This window comes from Streptococcus panodentis, from assembly GCF_017884005.1.
Classification (GTDB): domain Bacteria; phylum Bacillota; class Bacilli; order Lactobacillales; family Streptococcaceae; genus Streptococcus; species Streptococcus panodentis.
The window spans coordinates 187,290-204,403 of sequence record NZ_QFAY01000001.1 but is presented as its reverse complement, the minus strand read 5'-3'; the positions used below and the strand labels follow the sequence as shown (position 1 = coordinate 204,403).

15 protein-coding genes and 1 pseudogene are annotated in these 17,114 nt (G+C 48.4%); 1 reads left to right on the top strand and 15 read right to left on the bottom strand.

From position 1 onward, the window contains the following. Nucleotides 1–108: 108 nt before the first annotated feature. From DHL47_RS00875 to DHL47_RS00860, 4 genes are read right to left on the bottom strand one after another with little or no spacing between them, the layout of a single operon-like run. On the bottom strand, nucleotides 109–699 hold the full coding sequence (locus tag DHL47_RS00875) for an L-threonylcarbamoyladenylate synthase (protein ID WP_209550571.1): 591 nt from the start codon (nucleotides 697–699) through the stop codon (nucleotides 109–111). Continuing rightward, nucleotides 692–1,522 (bottom strand): peptide chain release factor N(5)-glutamine methyltransferase, encoded by an 831-nt coding sequence (gene prmC / locus DHL47_RS00870; RefSeq protein ID WP_209550570.1) that lies wholly within the window; start codon nucleotides 1,520–1,522, stop codon nucleotides 692–694. Before prmC ends, DHL47_RS00875 begins: the two co-directional genes overlap by 8 nt. After that, on the bottom strand, nucleotides 1,522–2,601 hold the full coding sequence (prfA, locus tag DHL47_RS00865) for a peptide chain release factor 1 (RefSeq protein WP_209550569.1): 1,080 nt from the start codon (nucleotides 2,599–2,601) through the stop codon (nucleotides 1,522–1,524). The genes prmC and prfA overlap by 1 nt, the downstream gene beginning before the upstream one ends. Then, complete coding sequence (locus DHL47_RS00860; RefSeq protein WP_209550568.1) at nucleotides 2,598–3,194, bottom strand: thymidine kinase; 597 nt, start codon at nucleotides 3,192–3,194, stop codon at nucleotides 2,598–2,600. The genes prfA and DHL47_RS00860 overlap by 4 nt, the downstream gene beginning before the upstream one ends. 109 nt (nucleotides 3,195–3,303) lie before the next feature. On the opposite strand from DHL47_RS00860, the pseudogene DHL47_RS00855 reads away from it, so the two are divergent. Then, a pseudogene (locus DHL47_RS00855) lies at nucleotides 3,304–3,501 on the top strand (4-oxalocrotonate tautomerase); the annotation flags it as partial. A gap of 86 nt (nucleotides 3,502–3,587) precedes the next feature. Here DHL47_RS00855 and DHL47_RS00850 read toward each other — a convergent pair. From DHL47_RS00850 to guaC, 11 genes are all read right to left on the bottom strand, one after another. Beyond that, nucleotides 3,588–4,832 carry a dihydrolipoamide acetyltransferase family protein gene (locus DHL47_RS00850; protein WP_209550566.1) on the bottom strand — a complete coding sequence of 415 codons (1,245 nt, stop codon included), beginning with the start codon at nucleotides 4,830–4,832 and terminating at the stop codon, nucleotides 3,588–3,590. Nucleotides 4,833–4,845: 13 nt separating this feature from the next. Beyond that, complete coding sequence (locus tag DHL47_RS00845) at nucleotides 4,846–5,877, bottom strand: alpha-ketoacid dehydrogenase subunit beta (protein WP_209550565.1); 1,032 nt, start codon at nucleotides 5,875–5,877, stop codon at nucleotides 4,846–4,848. A gap of 18 nt (nucleotides 5,878–5,895) precedes the next feature. Then, a complete protein-coding gene (locus tag DHL47_RS00840) occupies nucleotides 5,896–6,969 on the bottom strand; it encodes a thiamine pyrophosphate-dependent dehydrogenase E1 component subunit alpha (RefSeq protein WP_209550564.1) in 1,074 nt (357 codons plus the stop codon). Nucleotides 6,970–6,984: 15 nt separating this feature from the next. After that, nucleotides 6,985–8,325, bottom strand: coding sequence for a dihydrolipoyl dehydrogenase (gene lpdA, locus DHL47_RS00835; protein WP_209550563.1), 1,341 nt, complete (start codon nucleotides 8,323–8,325; stop codon nucleotides 6,985–6,987). A 433-nt stretch (nucleotides 8,326–8,758) separates the two neighbouring features. After that, on the bottom strand, nucleotides 8,759–11,008 hold the full coding sequence (locus tag DHL47_RS00830; RefSeq protein WP_209550562.1) for an ATP-dependent Clp protease ATP-binding subunit: 2,250 nt from the start codon (nucleotides 11,006–11,008) through the stop codon (nucleotides 8,759–8,761). Nucleotides 11,009–11,352: 344 nt separating this feature from the next. Then, on the bottom strand, nucleotides 11,353–12,711 hold the full coding sequence (locus tag DHL47_RS00825) for an MATE family efflux transporter (protein WP_209550561.1): 1,359 nt from the start codon (nucleotides 12,709–12,711) through the stop codon (nucleotides 11,353–11,355). Between the two features lie 173 nt (nucleotides 12,712–12,884). Then, nucleotides 12,885–13,046, bottom strand: coding sequence for a hypothetical protein (locus DHL47_RS00820; protein WP_209550560.1), 162 nt, complete (start codon nucleotides 13,044–13,046; stop codon nucleotides 12,885–12,887). A 165-nt stretch (nucleotides 13,047–13,211) separates the two neighbouring features. After that, nucleotides 13,212–13,895, bottom strand: a complete 684-nt coding sequence (locus tag DHL47_RS00815; RefSeq protein ID WP_245335498.1) for a hypothetical protein — start codon at nucleotides 13,893–13,895, stop codon at nucleotides 13,212–13,214. 21 nt (nucleotides 13,896–13,916) lie between these two features. Continuing rightward, on the bottom strand, nucleotides 13,917–14,606 hold the full coding sequence (locus DHL47_RS00810) for a hypothetical protein (protein WP_209550559.1): 690 nt from the start codon (nucleotides 14,604–14,606) through the stop codon (nucleotides 13,917–13,919). Between the two features lie 93 nt (nucleotides 14,607–14,699). Beyond that, on the bottom strand, nucleotides 14,700–15,734 hold the full coding sequence (locus DHL47_RS00805) for a hypothetical protein (RefSeq protein WP_209550558.1): 1,035 nt from the start codon (nucleotides 15,732–15,734) through the stop codon (nucleotides 14,700–14,702). A gap of 239 nt (nucleotides 15,735–15,973) precedes the next feature. After that, on the bottom strand, nucleotides 15,974–16,957 hold the full coding sequence (gene guaC / locus DHL47_RS00800) for a GMP reductase (RefSeq protein WP_209550557.1): 984 nt from the start codon (nucleotides 16,955–16,957) through the stop codon (nucleotides 15,974–15,976). Between the last annotated feature and the right edge of the window lie 157 nt (nucleotides 16,958–17,114).

Sequence of the window (17,114 nt, the reverse complement as noted above, 5' to 3'; positions counted from 1 at the left end):
CAAGCAGTTTTCAAAACTGTATGGCCTGAATAGTGTTTTGCTTTAAGCTAGCGAGACCAAGGCCTTGCCGTCTCAGCTTCTGCGCTTTCTTCACAGAGAAAAGCTTTTCTAAAAGCAAATGTCCGGAACCTTGTCCAGAATGTCTTCTTTGCTGATGGCTCCCTGACGGAGGATGCGGGCCTTTGGGCCCGACAGGTCCAAAATAGTCGAATCCTGACCAGTCAGAAAGGCGTCGTCTTCCAGACCGGGAACCTCCTGCCCAAAATCCATCATAATCTGCCGGAAGGAAACGCCGCTGGCGCTGCCCGAAAGATTGGCGGATGGACCGATCAGGGGACCGAATTTTGCAATCAAATCCAGCGTAGCTGGATGGCTGGGAATCCGAAAGCCAACGGTTTTCAAGCCAGAGTTAATCCAAATCGGAACCTGATCATTGGCCTCTAAAACAATGGTCAGCGGCCCTGGCAGAAAGGCCTGACAGAGCCTGTCAAGATAGGCAGGCTGGTGTTTGGAAAAGCGGTAAATGTCTTCCAGAAGGGCGACATTGAGATTGAGAGCCTTGTCGCGGGGTCTTCGTTTTAATTCGTAGACCAGCTGGACAGCCTTTGGGTCCAAGGCTTGGGCAAACAGTCCATAGACTGTCTCCGTCGGAAGAACTGCCGCTCCGCCTTCTGCCAGTGTCTGTTCTATCTTATCCATGATCTACCGCCACCATTCTATCCTTGCCAAATTGATCCTGCAGGACCCGGACCCGCTTTTGCGGGAAGGACTTTTCAAAATATTCTCTCACCTTGGCTCCCTGCTTATAGCCAATTTCCAGATAGATTTTTCCTTTTTCTGTCAGATAGGGCTCGGCCTGCTCAGCTATTTTCCGGTAAATGGCGTAGCCATCTTCTTCTGCAAAGAGAGCCATGTGTGGCTCAGAGGACAGCACATTGGGTCCGACTTCTTCTTTGTCAGCGGCTGAGATATAGGGAGGATTGGACACGATGATGTCATAGCGCCCCGCTATCTTCTCGAAGCAGTCCGACTGGATAAAGTCAGCTGCAAGGCCGTAAGTCTGAGCGTTTTCCGCAGCCAAAGCCAGCGCTTCCTCTGAAATATCCGAAGCTGTCAGCCGCCACTGCCTGCGGCGGGCAGCCAGAGCCAGCGCAATCGCCCCGCTGCCGGTGCCTATATCCAGGACCGCCAGAGGAAGGTCGGGATTTTCCGCCAGTATCAGCTCCACCAGCTCCTCTGTCTCCGGTCTGGGAATCAGCACCCGGTCATCCACCTGCAAGGTCAGGCCGCAGAAGTCGCTGCTGCCGATGATGTACTGGGCCGGCCGATGGGCCAGAAGCTGCTTTTGGATGGTCTGCAGCTGCTGCAGCTCTGCTTCTTCTGCTTCCGTCTGCAGCTTGAGGACAAAGTCTGTAAAAGAGAGATGGTTCAGAGCCCGATAAGTAAAAGACAGGCTTTCAGGCTCTGAGCCGGCTGCCCCCAGCTGCCGCTCCATATCGGCCAAGATTTGGGCAAGTTTCATTATTTATTGAGCTCTTCTAATTTCTGAGTTTGGTCATAGAGGACCAGAGCATCCACCACTTCATCCAGCTTGCCGGAGAGAATGATGTCCAGCTTTTGCAGGGTCAGGCCGATGCGGTGGTCGGTTACACGGTTCTGCGGGAAGTTATAAGTACGGATCCGCTCGGAGCGGTCTCCGGTACCGATGGTGGACTTGCGCTCCGCATCCTGTTCATCCTGAGCGATTTGCGCAAAGTGATCCGCCACCCGGGCTCGGATGATCTTCATAGCCTTGTCGCGGTTCTTCTGCTGGGTCCGCTCTTCCTGCATCTCAACCTTGATATTGGTCGGCAGATGGACGATGCGGACAGCGGTTGCGACCTTATTGACATTCTGACCGCCGGCACCGGAAGCATGGTAGATATCCACCCGCAGGTCTTTGGGGTCAATGTCGTACTCAACTTCTTCGATTTCCGGCATGACCAGCACCGTGGCAGTCGAGGTGTGGACCCGGCCCTGACTTTCAGTCACAGGGACCCGCTGGACCCGGTGGGCGCCGGATTCGTATTTCAGCTTGGAATAGACCGACTGTCCCGAGACCATGGCCACCACTTCCTTGAAGCCGCCGACACCGTTCATCGAAGCTTCCATGACCTCAAAGCGCCAGCCCTGTGCTTCGGCATACTTCTGATACATGGTCAGCAAATCACCGGCAAAAAGGGAGGCTTCATCACCGCCTGCAGCTCCGCGGATTTCCAAGATAATATTTTTATCGTCATTTGGATCCTTGGGCAGGAGGAGGATTTTCAGCTTTTCCTCATAGGCTTCTTTATCAGCCTTGGCATCCTTGAGTTCCTGCTTGGCCATTTCCTCCAAGTCTGCGTCACCAGAGGCATCTTTTATCATATCCTCAGCATCTGTGATATTCTGCAGGACACGCTTGTACTCGCGGTAGGCTGCTACTGTGTCGCGGCTGCTGGCTTCTTCCTTGGATAATTCCATAAAGCGCTTGGTATCGCTGACGACATCGGGGTCGCTCAGCAATTCTCCCAATTCCTCATAGCGATCCTCAACCGCCTGTAGCTGTTCATAGATGTTCATTTTTCACTTATCTCCTCTTTATACTTGATTTCTGGGTTAAAATAATGCCTGCGGCAGACCGAGATATAGGTCTCATTGCCGCCAATCTGAATCTGCTCCCCATCGTAAACAGGATGGCCGTCAGCTGTCCTCAGTACCATGGTCGCTTTCTTGGAGCAGAACTGACAGATGGTCTTAATCTCGTCAATCTTGTCCGCCAAAAGCAGGAGGTGCTTGGAGCCTTCAAACAGTTCATTGCGGAAATCATTTTTGAGCCCAAAGGCCATGACTGGTACATCCAGCTCATCCACTACCCGTGCCAAATCATAAACATGATGCCGCCTCAGAAACTGAGCTTCATCGATTAGCAGACAGTAAGGTTTTTCCGGCAGGCCTTTGATGTAGCCGAAAATGTCTGTCTCGTCTTCGATAGCCAGTGCATCCCGCTTCATGCCGATGCGGCTGGAAACCAGGCCAAAACCGTCGCGTGTGTCAAGGGCGGATGTCATAATCACGACACCTTTTCCCTGCTCCTCATAGTTGTGGGCTACCTTTAAAATTTCAATGGTCTTGCCCGAATTCATCGTACCGTATTTATAATATAACTGAGCCATATCGTAATCTGTGCTAATTCATTATCTCCATTTTTACTTCACATTATTTTACCACAATTCACTATTCTTTAAAACCTCATTTGTGATAAAATAATATTATCGAAATAAAAAGGAGACAAGAATCATGCCATTTGTCAAAATTGATCTATTTGAAGGACGCAGCTTGGAGCAAAAGAAAGCCCTGGCCAAAGAAGTGACCGAGGCTGTTGTCCGAAATACCGGCGCACCCCAATCCGCTGTCCATGTCATCATCAATGACATGCCGGAAGGCACTTACTTCCCGCAGGGGGAAATGCGGACGAAATAAGAAAGAAAAGACCGACTGCTCACACCATCAAGCCAGTCGGTCTTTTCATACGCTTAGTATAGGTCTTCAACAGTCTGATCTTCCGGTCAGAATAGCAAGTCATACGGATTTTCCAGCTTGTCTGCCAATCCGGCCAGAAATTCTGCTGCCGGCTGACCGTCCACGACTTGGTGGTCGAAGGTCAGGCTGAGCGGCAGGAAATGCTTTTCACAGATTTGCCCTTCTGCATCCAGAGCCAGTGTCTTTTGCAGGGCGCCAACACCCAAAATCGCTACTTCAGGTGTATTGAGAATCGGTGTGAAATATTCGATGCCGGCTGCACCGAGATTGGTGATGCTGAAGGTTGAGCCGGTGTAAAGCGCAGGATCCAGCCTTCCTTTGCGGGCCTGCTGCGTTTCATTTTTAATAGCTGCTCCCAGATCAGACAGTGTCAGCTTATCAGCCTGACGGATGACCGGCACGACCAAGCCGTCGCTGAGAGCTGTCGCGATACCGATGTGGACTTCCTCCAGCTCCTGATAGTGGCCGTTGAAATACCAGGCATTCAGCTGCGGATGCTCTTTCAGAGTCTTTGCGGCAGCCTTGGTCAGCAGGGTTGTGATGCTGATTTCCCCATTTTCCAGCGGTGAAGAAACCTGAGCCTTCATATCCTGCCTAAAGACCATGAGCCTGCTGATGTCCGCCTTGCGGTGCAGTGTGACCTGAGCAGAAGTCTGCAGGCTGGCCATCATCCGCTCAGCAATCGTCTTGCGCATGCCGGTCAAACCTGCACCATAGTCAGCTGCGGTCTGCACTTCTGCGGCAGAGACGGCTGCCGCTTGACTGGCTGGGACTGCCTGAGGCTGATAGTTTTCCACATCTCGGCGGGTAATCCGCCCATTGCCGCCGCTTCCTGCAATCAGGGAAATATCATAGCCCTTTTCCTTGGCCATCTTGCGGGCCAGCGGTGTGATGAAAATCCGCCCTCCCCGCTCTCTGGCTGCGGCTGTTTTCGGGCTCTCCTCTGAGTTTTTTTCTGGTAAAGCAGCTACAGCTGTGCTGTCTTCTGATTGTCCTTCTTGGACTGCTGCTTCTGCACCTGGCAGGCTTTCGCCCGCTTCGCCAATCCAGGCGATGACCTGCTTGCAGGGGACCGTTTCACCTGACTGGCTGATAATTTTCAGTATAACACCTGCGCTCGGTGCTTCTACCTCACTGGTCAGTTTTTCTGAGCTGATTTCTAAGACAGGCTGACCAGCAGCCACCGTGTCGCCTTCTTTGACCAGCCAGTCATTGATTAGACCTTCTGTCATCGTTAAGCCTAGCTTAGGCATGACAATTTCTGTAGCCATACTTGCCTCCCTTCTATCCCTTCAGGTCGTCAATGAGCTCCGCCGCAACTGTCAGAACCTTGTCAGCATTTGGGATATAGAGCTGTTCCAGATTGACCGCAAATGGTACGGGTACATGAGGAGCGCAGACGCATTTGACCGGACCGTCCAGATAGTCAAAGCACTGGTCTGTTACAGCCGCAGCGATGTCCGTTGCTGTATTGTTGTGCGGATTGGATTCGTCAATGATAATCAGCCGGCCGGTTTTCTTGACGGATTCAAAGACCGTTTCCTGATCCCATGGCGCTACCGTTCTCAGGTCAATGACTTCTGCTGAAATTCCGTCCTTTTCCAAACGGTCAGCCACTTCATAAGCTACATAGAGCATTTTTCCAATCGTGACAATGCTTAAGTCACTGCCCTCGCGCCGGACAGCAGCCTTGCCAATCGGCACTGTATAGTAGTCCTCCGGCACTTCTCCCTTGATACCGTAAAGAGTCTTGTCTTCTGAGTAAATGACGACATTATCATCTTCAATAGCTGCCAACAGCAGACCTTTGGCATCATAAGGGGTAGCCGGAACGACAACCTTAATGCCCGGAATGGAGCCAAAAAGTCCATAGTAAGAGCCTGAGTGCTGAGCAGCTGCTGAGGCACCGGCACCGTGCATGGTCCGCACTGTCATAGGGACCTTGGCCTTGCCGCCAAACATATAGCGCATTTTGGAGCCTTGGCCCAGAAGGGCATCAAAGCAAAAGCCGATAAAGTCATTAAACATCAGCTCCGGCACCGGCCGCAGTCCGGTCAGAGCCATCCCGACCGAGGCGGACATGTAGCCGTGCTCGGAAATCGGAGTATCAATCACCCGCTCCCGGCCGTACTTGGGCATGAGGCCTTTGGTGACGCCCATCACCCCGCCCCAGGCATCCTCGTTCTCTTCCTCCAAGTGCTTGACGGTCACCCCGCCGGCGATGTCCTCACCCAGAAGGATGACGGTATCATCTTTTGCCATCGCCTGATCCAGCGCTTCATTGATCGCTTTCATAAATAACAGTTGTCTAGCCATTTGATTATCCTCCTTCTATCAATCAGTGAATACATCTTCAAGCAGGGATTCAGGACGGGGAATCGGACTGTCTTGGGCAAACTGAATCGCTGCTTCTACATCCTTTCGGGATTCCTCTAAGATAGCTTCCAGCTCTTCTTCAGACAAGAGTTCGTGCTCAATGACATAGTCTCGGAAGACATCCAGAGCGTCTACATCGGCCCAGTCTTTTTCTTCTCCTTCCAAGGCCTTGTATTTTTGCTCATCTCCTTCAAAGTGGCCGTGGTTCCGATAGGTCACCGCCTCAATCAGAGTCGGACCTTCCCCATTGCGGGCCCGTTCGATCGCTTCCTTTGCAACCTGATAGACAGCAAATAAATCCTTGCCGTTTACCCGGATACCAGGCATATTGTAAGCGGCAGCCCTTTCAGCAATCGTGCCTGAAGCAGAAGAATACCATTGGGGCGTTGATTCGGCAAAGAGGTTGTTTTCATTGACAAAGATAACAGGCAGTTTCCAGATGGAGGCCATATTGAGACACTCATGAAAATTCCCTTCATTGGCCGCACCATCACCAAAGAAGCAGACGGCAACACTGTCTGTTTTCAGATATTTATTGCGCATAGCTGCCCCGGTTGCCAAGCCAAAGCCGCCGCCGACCATACCGTTGGCTCCGAGAATGCCCCTGTCCAAATCAGCGATGTGCATGGAGCCGCCTTTCCCTTTGCCAAGACCGGTTTCCTTGCCAAAAATCTCCGCCATCATCCCCTTTAGATCACCGCCCTTGGCGACACAGTGACCATGGCCACGGTGGGTGCTGGTAATGTAGTCCTGGTCTGTCAGATTGGCACAGACCCCTGTCGCCACGGCTTCCTCGCCAGCATAGAGGTGGACAAAGCCGGGAATCTGTCCGGCCGCAAAGAAGCGTCGGGTATTTTCTTCGAAGTTGCGAATATCCCACATCGTTTTATACATGGTTTTAGCTTTTTCCTTGGAAATCTGTTCCACCTCGATTTCGGTGGCATCATGAACCTTCAAATCAACCAGTTCGGATACTGCACCTTGGTTTCTCGTTTTCGATAATTGTTGTGGTAAATCTTTGTAATTCGGCATATTCTTACCTCCTGATCAGTCATGGCGGACGATTCTTTTGGCAACATCCTGCAGCAATTCCGATCTTGTCGGATGGGCAAACACCGCATCAGTCACTTGGTCTAAAGTGGCTTCAGCCTGCCTCAGCAAGATCAGCTCCTGCAGAAGATCGGTGCCCTGCGGACCGACGATGACAGCTCCCAAAAGCAGATGGTACTGCTTTTCCGAAATGAGCTTGACATAGCCTTCTGTTTCAGCTGCAGCAATGGCCCGACCGTTATAGGAAAAAGGCAGCTGCTGGACAAGGACATCATAGCCGGCCTGTTCTGCTTCTTCCTGGCTGAGTCCAAAAGAAGCGATTTCAGGACTGGTATAGAGTGAGCGGGGGACACCTAGGGAATCGACCGGCTCCTCCGCCTGACGGCAAATCGCTCTTACAGCTTTGATCCCCTCTGCGCTGGCGACATGGGCCAGCATGTAGGATTCCAGCAAATCACCGACAGCATAGACATGTTCTTTTGATGTTTCATAATACTGGTCCACCTGAACAAAATTCCGCTCGGTCAAGGCCAGTCCCATACTTTTTGCCAGCTGCAGATTCGGCTTGCGGCCGGCAGCCAGCAGCAGCCTGTCAAAGGCAATCTGCCTGTCTTCAAGCACCACAGCATGAGCTGTCACTTCTTTTATCCGAGCTCCCTGATATATTTTCACCCCCATTTTCCTTAGTTTCTTTTGAATCACCTGCCGGGCTGCTGCTTCTTCTGTCAGGAGGATTTCCGGCGCAACCTCGATGACAGTGACCTCTACTCCCAGAGGAGCCATGGCAAAGGCCAGTTCGATAGCAATCACTCCGCCTCCGATGATGGCTAGTTTTTCTGGCAGAACCTGTACATCAAAGAAGCTATCTGTCGTCAGATAGTCCACCTGCTCCAGACCGGCAATAGGCGGTATAAAAGGATGGCTGCCAGTCGCCAAAATGACATCTTTGGCAGTGACTTCCCTGCCTGCGACAGAAAAGACCCTGTCTTTGACGTATTGTGCTTCTCCTTCTATGTAGTCAATCCCTAAAGACTTAAATGTGGAATGAATCCCGGACTGCAGACTGGCTACAACCTGATTCTTTCGGTCGACCAGCCTGCCAAAATCAATCTTTTCCAGCCGGCTTTCGATACCATAACGGCTGGCTTCCTGCATGGACAGCAGCCAGTGGCTGTGCTGAAGGTAGGATTTTGAAGGGATGCAGCCGACATTCAGACAGGTCCCGCCTATCGATTGCTTTTCGACCACGGCCACTTTCTTGCCCAAACGGGCCGCTTCTTCAGCTGCCACATAGCCGCCTGGACCAGCACCGATAATTAAAATATCATAAACAAGCAAAACGAACCTCCTTTTATAAGATACGAGGGCGTTTAAAAAACGAAGAAAAAATAGGGAATCCGACACAGAAGCAACAGCTTCAAGGAGGAGTCATCTTTTTTTCAAAGTTTTTAGCCCGAGTTCAGTTCCATAAGATACGAGGGCGTATAGAAAACGAAGAAAAAATAGGGAATCCGACACAGAAGCGACAGCTTCAAGGAGGAGTCATCTTTTTTTCAAAGTTTTTAGCCCGAGTTCAGTTCCATAAGATACGAGGGCGTTTAAAAAACGAAGAAAAAATAGGGAATTCGACACAGAAGCAACAGCTTCAAGGAGGAGTCATCTTTTTTTCAAAGTTTTTAGCCCGAGTTCAGTACTTTGAATCCGCCCGGCTTCAAGTCGTAAAAGCCGGGGAATGTACAGCTGCTGCAGAACTTCTTTTGCTTCCAAAAGCTCAGCTCCAATACTGAAATTCCAGCCGGTCTTTGTCTTTCAGCAGTCTGACTCGGACGGTCATCTGAGCCTGCTCTTTCTGTGCGACCAGATAGCGGGCCAGAGGCGTCTCCAGACAGCGCATGACGGTCCTTTGGATAGGGCGGGCGCCGAATTCCGGATGATAGCCCTCCTTGGCCAAAAAGCTATAGACTTCCTCATCCAGCCGGAGGTCAATCAGTTGATGCCTCAGCCGCTCCTGCAGCTGGCCGACCATCATCTTCACAATAGCAACCATGTCAGACAGCTGCAGAGGATTAAAGATAACCGTTTCGTCAATCCGGTTGAGAAATTCCGGACGGAAACTGTGCTGCAGCAAGTCTATGACCTCTTGCTTCCTTTCTGCTGTCAGACCCTGTGAGGTCTGCAGACTTTCCAGAATCTGCTGGGAACCGATATTGCTGGTCATGATTAAAATTGTATTTTTAAAATCAATGGTCCGGCCTTTAGAATCCGTCAGCCGGCCTTCATCTAAGACCTGCAGCAGCGTATTAAAAACATCTGGATGGGCCTTTTCGATTTCGTCCAGCAGGACAATCGAATACAATCTTCGGCGTACTGCTTCCGTCAGCTGACCGCCCTCTTCAAAGCCGACATAGCCCGGAGGCGGTCCCACTAAGCGGGCGACAGCATGCTTCTCCATATATTCTGACATGTCCAAACGGACCATTTCCAGCTCATTTCCAAAAAGCAGTTCTGCCAAGGACTTGGCCAGAGCAGTCTTGCCGACACCGGTCGGACCCAAAAAGAGAAAAGAACCAATCGGGCGTTTGGGATTTTGAATCCCTGCTCTGGAGCGAAGAATCGCTTCGGATACCCTTTGAACAGCTGTATCCTGACCGACAATCTTCTGCCACAGGAGCCTGTCCAGATTCAGCAGGTGCTCCCGCTCATTGTCCATAATGCCTTGGACCTTGATCCCGGTCATGCGCTCGACAATAGCGGCAATATCCTCGCGGCTGACGACCGCTTCTCCTTGGTCTTCCTGTGCAGGCTGGATCTTTTTAACTGCACAGGCTTCATCGATTAGATCCAGTGCCTTATCCGGCAGATAGCGGTCAGACAGGTAGCGGATAGAGAGGCTAACGGCTGCCTGCAGAGCTTCATCGCTCAGGCTGACTCCGTGAAATGCCTGATAATGGTCACGCAGCCCTTGAAGAATGACTAAGGCTTCCTCCTGACTGGGCTCCTCAATACGGATGCGCTGAAATCGGCCTTCCAATGCCTGATCCAGCTCAAAACTTTCCCGATAAGCAGCGAAGGTGGTTGTCCCGATAATATGAATTTGCCCGCCGACCAAGAGCGGCTTCAGGAGATTGCCTGCGTCCAGCGAGCCTTCTGTCCGTCCAGCAGTGACAATCTGATCAATGTCCTCGATGTAGAGAATCACCCGGCCCTTAGCAGCGACCAGCTCGTCCAAAACAGCCTGAAAACGCTCTTCAAATTCACCCCGATACTTGGTTCCTGCGATCAGGCTGGCGAGATTGAGCTTGAAAACTTCCTTGCCCATCAGATTTTCCGGGACATCACCCTCAGCGAGCCTGCGGACAAAGCCTTCCATGACTCTGGCTTTTCCAACCCCCGGAAAGCCGATTAAAATAGCATTGCTCTTTTCCTTTCTGGAGAGGACCCGGATAATATCCTTGATTTCCTCCTTTCGCCCGATAACCTTGCGCTCTGGCTGCTCTGCCAGCCATTGGTTGAAGCTGCTGGCATACTTGCTCAAAGCCTGATAATGACTCTCCTGACCAGCTGCTATTGCTCTTTTGCCCTGCCTTACCTTGTTCAGCCTTTGGCAAACAAGGTCCCTGTCAATCCCAGCTTTCTGGAGAAAAACCGTGATAGGATTTCTCTGCTGGCGAAAAAGGCCGAGAATCAGGTGCTCAACCGTCACAATCTCGTCTCTGAGCTCCACTCTTTCCCGCTCTGCATCCTCCAGAAGATTCCTCAGCCGCTGGCTGTACTGGCGGCCAAAACGGCTGGGGTCTGTCTGTGAAAAAACAGGAATCTTTGCCACTTCTTGATTGATCAGGCTGATAAATTCGTTCATGTCAAAATCCAGGCTGCTGTAAAAGTCCAGCGCAAAACTCTGAGGCTGCGTCAGTACCGTCCAGACATGAGGAATATCAACCTGGTAATTGTGTTTTTGAATCGCTAAGTCTTTTGCCGCATCCAGTACTTCCTGCAAAAGACGAGTATAGTGTTTGGTCATATCCTTCCCTCGCTTTTTTAAGGCAAGAGACATTCATTGCATGAACATCACAGATAAGTACAAACAATCCCTTAGGAAACTAAAGCAGACTCCTATGATTTGTACCAACACTTTTATTGATAATCTTATATTTATTATACCATTTTCACAATCTGCAGACCAGTAAAAATGTAAGCGTTTTTAACTTTTTTAATCTAAATTTAATAAAAGATTGTGAAAAAAATAGCACTGACTTATCTGCTTCTGATAAGTCAGTGCTGCTTCATTTGCTATGTGGTGGTATAGTTTTGTGCATTCTTGTGCGGCTGTCAGCAGATTGGAAAGAGCAGGCGCGGTTCTGCTTGCTACATCGTCTGACTCTGCAATCCTTGACGTTCAGAAAGCCACTTCAGCCTCCATTGATAGAGAATCCCGCTGACCAGGAGACTGGCAATCAAGCCAATCCAATAAGCAAAGGGTCCCAGCTTGGTGAAATGGTCCAGCAAGAGACCGAGAGGCAGAGAGACACCCCAGTAGCCGATGAGACCCAGATAGAAAGGCAGCTGCGTGTCCTTATAGCCGCGCAGAATCCCTTGCAGAGGAGCCGCAAAGGTATCGGCCAGCTGGAAAAAGAGGCTGTAGGTCAGAAAAATGGCAGTCAGCCGGATGAATTCAGGATCTGAGCCATAAAGGGCAGCTACTTTGTAACGGAAAAGATAGAGAAAAAGCAGGGTAAATCCGGCGATGACTAATGCAGTCAGCCGGCCCAGACAGCAGTATTTCCGCACATCTTCCCAGCGTTTCGCGCCAATCTCATAGGAGACGATAATAGCCATCGCTGTCGAAATGCTGACAGGAAAGGCATACATGAGGGTGGAGAAATTCATGGCCGACTGATGGCTGGCAATGATGAGAGACGAAAATTTGGCCATGACCAGTCCGACCGCTGAAAAAATCAGCACTTCCGCAAAAACAGTTCCGCCAATAGGCAGACCCAGACGAAGCCCTTCTTTCAGACCGGCTTTGTCAGGAGACTGTATTTGCCATAGTCGATAAGGTCTGACCTTGGGGTGCTTAACTGCCAGCAGCAGAGAGATTAAAAGCAGCACCCAATAGGCCAAAGAAGTCCCAAGTCCGGCCCCTGCTCCGCCCATTTCCGGCAGGCCAAAAGCCCCATAAATCAAGATATAGTTAAAGCCCGCGTTCAGCGGCAGCAGCAAGAGCATGAGGTACATGGATAGACGGGTTAGACCTAGAGCGTCAAGAAAAGAGCGAATGACACTAAAGAGCAAGAGCGGGATAATGCCCAGCGACAAATACCAAAGATAGTGTGTGGCTACTTCTTCGACCAGACTTTCCAATCCCAAATGTGCCAAGACAAAGGGAGCGCCTGCAAAGACCAGCAGAAAAAGACAGAGAGACAGCCCCAGCGACAGATAGATAAACTGATAAAAGTCCAAAGCAACCTTATCTTCACTCCCCTGTCCCAAATGGTGGCCAAGGATAGGAACCAGGGCGGACACAACACCAGTCAGAAAGGAGAAAAAAGGACTCCAAAGGCTGGTCGCCATAGAAACCCCGGCCAGATGCAGTGTGTCATACTGGCCGGTCATGGTCGTGTCGACAAAAGAAGCCGAATAATTGGCCAGCTGATAAATAAGGACAGGGATAAAAATGGAGAGAAAGAGCCGCAGCCGCTGCTGAAAATGATGGGTTTGGTACATAAAAAATCCTCAGCTTTTTCAAAAGAAAAACAATAAAATCAGACGGAAAGACTCCGTCGGATACTCTACCTTTACTATACTACAAGTCCAGCCTATAGTCAAAAATTATAAGAATTCGATTTTATGCTTCCCCTGAGCAAAGAATAACTTCTCTTTTTTCCTCCCAGATAAGTTTAGCCAGTCAAACAACCAGATCTTCGTTTATTTATAAGAACCCCCAAAATGCCTGCTATGCCCAGCTCATACTCTTCAAACTTCGTTAGTGTCGCCTTGCCGTAATTTTGAGGAGTCTGCCCACCACCTTTATCTGCCACCTCAAGCAGTGCTTTGAACAACTGACACTTCCTTGCGGTCTTTTATTTTCAACCTCAAATAGTCTCTCGAACTATTTGAGCAGCTAGCTCCGACACCGTTTGTATTGAAGCGAACATTCCAATACAAACAATTACTGCAGGAGTTAGAGGAATTCTAGTTTGCTTTTTGATTTTTATTGAGGAGTATTAAAACTGATTAACCCGTATAGCCAAACGCTGGTAGAAAAAGAGCCAGCAGTCGGCGAGAAAGTTAAGCCCCAGCACAATGTAGAGGCCGCGAAGATTTTCCTTGGCATAGACCATGCTGGCGTAAATTAATTCTTGACCGCTCAAATAGCGCTGTAGACGTTCTAATTCTTCTAAATAAATAAGCCTACTCCACAGAACCTTGCCCAGATAAATCAAAAGACCGTACCCAACAACTCTAAAAAACAGATAAATCCATGAGGCCTGAAGAATGTAAGCTTGCCTCTGTAAATGCCAAAGTCTCAGCCATTTCCGCCTATCAAGATGGGGTCCTGCAAGAATAACAATTAGGACAGCCGATGCACCCACAACATCGCTGAAGGGATAAAAGCGCATTCTGAGAGTAGGCTCAAAAGAATCAATACCTGTAATTCCGTAGCTTTTAATCACAAAACTATCCAAGTATTGATAGTTGAAGGCAATCAGTAATGATAAAAACAAGAATAGATAATAAAATTTTTGCCATTTTAAGAATTTTTTGTAGCTGCGACTCCGCCGAATCACCTGCAACTTGAAGTTGGGATCAGCCGGCATATTTTCCGCAATGGGCTCGCCACAGGCCGGGCAGATGACATAGTCGGCCTCGTAGTCAAACAACTGGTGCCGGCATTTTTCTTTTTTCATATCTATTCTCTTTCCTGGATCCTAAAACCGATTAACCCGTATAGCCAAACGCTGGTAGAAAAAGAGCCAGCAGTCCATCAAAAAATAAAGACTTAGAATAATGTAAAGGCCATAAAGACAAACTTTGGAATAAATCTCACTAGCATAGATTAAACTTTCACCACTTAAAAAGAGCCTTAGGGTATCCATTTCAGATAAATAAACCAGCCTTCTCCATACAGTATTTCCAAAATAAATTAAAAGAATATAGACAATCACTCTAAAAAACAGGTAAAACCATGATGCCTGAAGGATATAGGCGTGCTTCTGTAAATGCCAAAGGTTGAGCCACTCCCGCCGGTCAATATGAGGACCAGCAAGGAAAAGCATCAAAAAAGCTTCTACATGCGATAGTTCTTTAAAAGGGTAAAAATGTATTTTAGAAGCAGGATTAAACGAATCAATACCTGTAATCCCATATGCTTTGATGATAAAATGATCTAAATATAGGTAGCTAGAGACAATCAGTAACGCTAAAAACAAGAAAAAGAAATAACCTTTTTTCCATCTTAAAAATCTTTTATACTTCCGACTCCGCCGAATCACCTGCAGCTTGAAGTTGGGATCAGCCAGCATATTTTCCGCAATGGGCTCGCCGCAGGCCGGGCAGATGACATAGTCAGCTTCATAGTCAAACAGCTGGTGCTGGCATTTTGTTTTTTTCAGCTTCATTTTCTCTTCACCTTTCCAAAAACCCGAATATCAACCGCTTGATATTCGGGTTTCTTGTCTTTTACTGGCTAACTTGATAGGACAAGCTCCCTATCACCAGTCAACACCATAGTATCGGAGCATCCGCTTGCTGACCCGCATGCCATTGTACTGAATAAGCGAAATCCAACGGTATTTGTCAATCAAATCTTTGGAGACCATGAAGAAGAGTTCTTGCGACATGACTCCCAGACTTGACAGGACATAGCTGTCTACTCCGATTGTTACAGAGGAAACAGCTTGTAATAGTAGATTTTTTATATTATTTGCATGATAATCTTCATACTTTTCTAATTTAAAACTTTGTTTTAATGCTGTAATAAGTTCCCTTAAATTTGATGAAGAATTGTATAAATCTGCAAAAGTGCTCATTTCCTCTTTTAAATCTATGATATTATTCTTTGCTTGTCTATACAGATAATAAGATCTAGCTGCTGTCTGCAAAGCGTTCAAATCAAGTTCTTCTAAATTGACAGCCTCCTTCAATAAATCAGCGCTATCTTTTAGACTCTTAACTGTATTGATAGTATTATAAATCAGTTCTCCCCTCTGAACCCCTCTTAGATAGGTATCGTAAGTGCGTCTGTCGTCATTGACAATCCAGGAACTGAAGTAGGTTTCGTTAGAATACTCTGGTACGACTTTCTCTAAAACACCTGTCTTGATATCCACAAAGTGAGACAGATACATATAGGCTGTCTCTTTTTCAAGAGTTGTCGCATTAGCATCACGGCCCATGTTTAACTTGGCCATTTCAAAAGCATAGTTCCATTGATTGGCCATATTTTTAGCTTCTTCCTTTTCTTCCATCGATTCTTTATCGATTGTCAGTTGATTTTCCACATCATTGACATACTCTTTTAAATCCCGATAAAATTGGTCGTCTTTTCGGTTTAATGACGTGAAGTCATTGATGGACAAACCAACTTTTTGTAGAGAAGAATCTACCAGATAGAGACTGGACAGCACTGTATCGCTTATCTCACCGTTCTGCGACTGCTCCGCAAAGACAATCTGACTTGGCAAGACACTGCTCAAGGAGAAAAACAGAAGCAAAAGATACATTTGAACTTTTCTTACAATCGGCATGATTATACCCTCCTAATAGTGAAAAACAATGATGATATTTGAAAAACTGCCCCTACAATAACCTCCCTCCTAGCTGCTAATTGTTTTCCAACAATCATCCCTAATATAAATATACACTGAAAGCCTTTTCTTGTCAACGGTATTCTATTATATCAAAGCAGAACAGTAAAAAAACAGGTCTCCCTGTCTTTTCTAATCAAGTTTTGCCAATGTCCTTTTCAATGGCTTGCGGCTCTGCATCAATGGGCATCGCCATTCCAGATAGAGTTTTTGACAATGACATAGTCCACCCGGGTCAGACTCCTGAGATCCCGGCCTCCCGCATAGGAAATCGAGCTCTGCAGGTCCTGCTCCATCTCGGTCAGCGTATCCTGCAGATGGCCCTTGGCCGGCAGGAGAATTTTTTTGCCTTCGACATTTTTATAGGCCCCTTTTTGGTATTCGGAAGCAGAGCCGTAGTATTCCTTAAATTTATCGCCGTCTACTTCGATGGTTTCACCGGGACTTTCGATATGGCCAGCAAAGAGGGAGCCAATCATGACCATGCTGGCACCGAAGCGGATGGACTTGGCAATATCGCCGTGGGTCCGAATGCCGCCGTCTGCAATAATGGGCTTGCGGGCAACTTTGGAGCACCAGCGCAGAGCGGACAGCTGCCAGCCCCCGGTCCCAAAGCCGGTCTTAACCTTGGTAATGCAGACTTTTCCTGGGCCAATCCCCACCTTAGTCGCATCTGCACCGGCATTTTCTAACTCCCGCACAGCCTCTGGCGTACCGACATTGCCGGCGATGACAAAGGTATCAGGCAGCTCTTTCTTAATATGTCCAATCATCTTAATGACACTGTCCGAATGCCCATGAGCGATATCAATGGTGATATAGTCCGGAGCATCGTCTTTGAGACTGCTGACAAAGTCGTATTCATCATCTTTGACACCGACAGAAATGGAAGCAATCAGCCCCAGCTCATGCATGCGCTTGATAAATGGCCTGCGCTTTGCTTCCTCGAAACGGTGCATGATATAAAAATAACCACCCCGTGCCAGCTCTTCCGCCACTTTCTCATCTATGATGGTCTGCATATTGGAGGGTACTACCGGCAGTCGGAAAGTATGCCTGCCAAAGGTGATGCTGGTATCGGCTTCCGCCCGGCTTTTGACAATACACTTAGCCGGAATAAGCTGGATATCCTCATAATCAAAAACCTGAAAATCATTTAGCATAGAGTTCTCCTCATCTTATCTATCTATTGACCTACCTATGCCTAGCGCATCGCTACGTCTTTTCCAGACGTTTCCGTAAAAATTATAACACAAAGTACACTTTTTGTAAATTTTTTTGTGTTTTTTAAGAATAATGTTCGGAAAATCACTTATCTAA

Bases quoted from the DNA above. Each gene is read 5' to 3' on its own strand.
- DHL47_RS00875 (WP_209550571.1), bottom strand. From the start codon at position 699: ATGGATAAGATAGAACAGACACTGGCAGAAGGCGGAGCGGCAGTTCTT.
- prmC (WP_209550570.1), bottom strand. From the start codon at position 1,522: ATGAAACTTGCCCAAATCTTGGCCGATATGGAGCGGCAGCTGGGGGCA.
- prfA (WP_209550569.1), bottom strand. From the start codon at position 2,601: ATGAACATCTATGAACAGCTACAGGCGGTTGAGGATCGCTATGAGGAA.
- DHL47_RS00860 (WP_209550568.1), bottom strand. From the start codon at position 3,194: ATGGCTCAGTTATATTATAAATACGGTACGATGAATTCGGGCAAGACC.
- DHL47_RS00850 (WP_209550566.1), bottom strand. From the start codon at position 4,832: ATGGCTACAGAAATTGTCATGCCTAAGCTAGGCTTAACGATGACAGAA.
- DHL47_RS00845 (WP_209550565.1), bottom strand. From the start codon at position 5,877: ATGGCTAGACAACTGTTATTTATGAAAGCGATCAATGAAGCGCTGGAT.
- DHL47_RS00840 (WP_209550564.1), bottom strand. From the start codon at position 6,969: ATGCCGAATTACAAAGATTTACCACAACAATTATCGAAAACGAGAAAC.
- DHL47_RS00830 (WP_209550562.1), bottom strand. From the start codon at position 11,008: ATGACCAAACACTATACTCGTCTTTTGCAGGAAGTACTGGATGCGGCA.
- DHL47_RS00825 (WP_209550561.1), bottom strand. From the start codon at position 12,711: ATGTACCAAACCCATCATTTTCAGCAGCGGCTGCGGCTCTTTCTCTCC.
- DHL47_RS00815 (WP_245335498.1), bottom strand. From the start codon at position 13,895: ATGAAAAAAGAAAAATGCCGGCACCAGTTGTTTGACTACGAGGCCGAC.
- DHL47_RS00810 (WP_209550559.1), bottom strand. From the start codon at position 14,606: ATGAAGCTGAAAAAAACAAAATGCCAGCACCAGCTGTTTGACTATGAA.
- DHL47_RS00805 (WP_209550558.1), bottom strand. From the start codon at position 15,734: ATGCCGATTGTAAGAAAAGTTCAAATGTATCTTTTGCTTCTGTTTTTC.
- guaC (WP_209550557.1), bottom strand. From the start codon at position 16,957: ATGCTAAATGATTTTCAGGTTTTTGATTATGAGGATATCCAGCTTATT.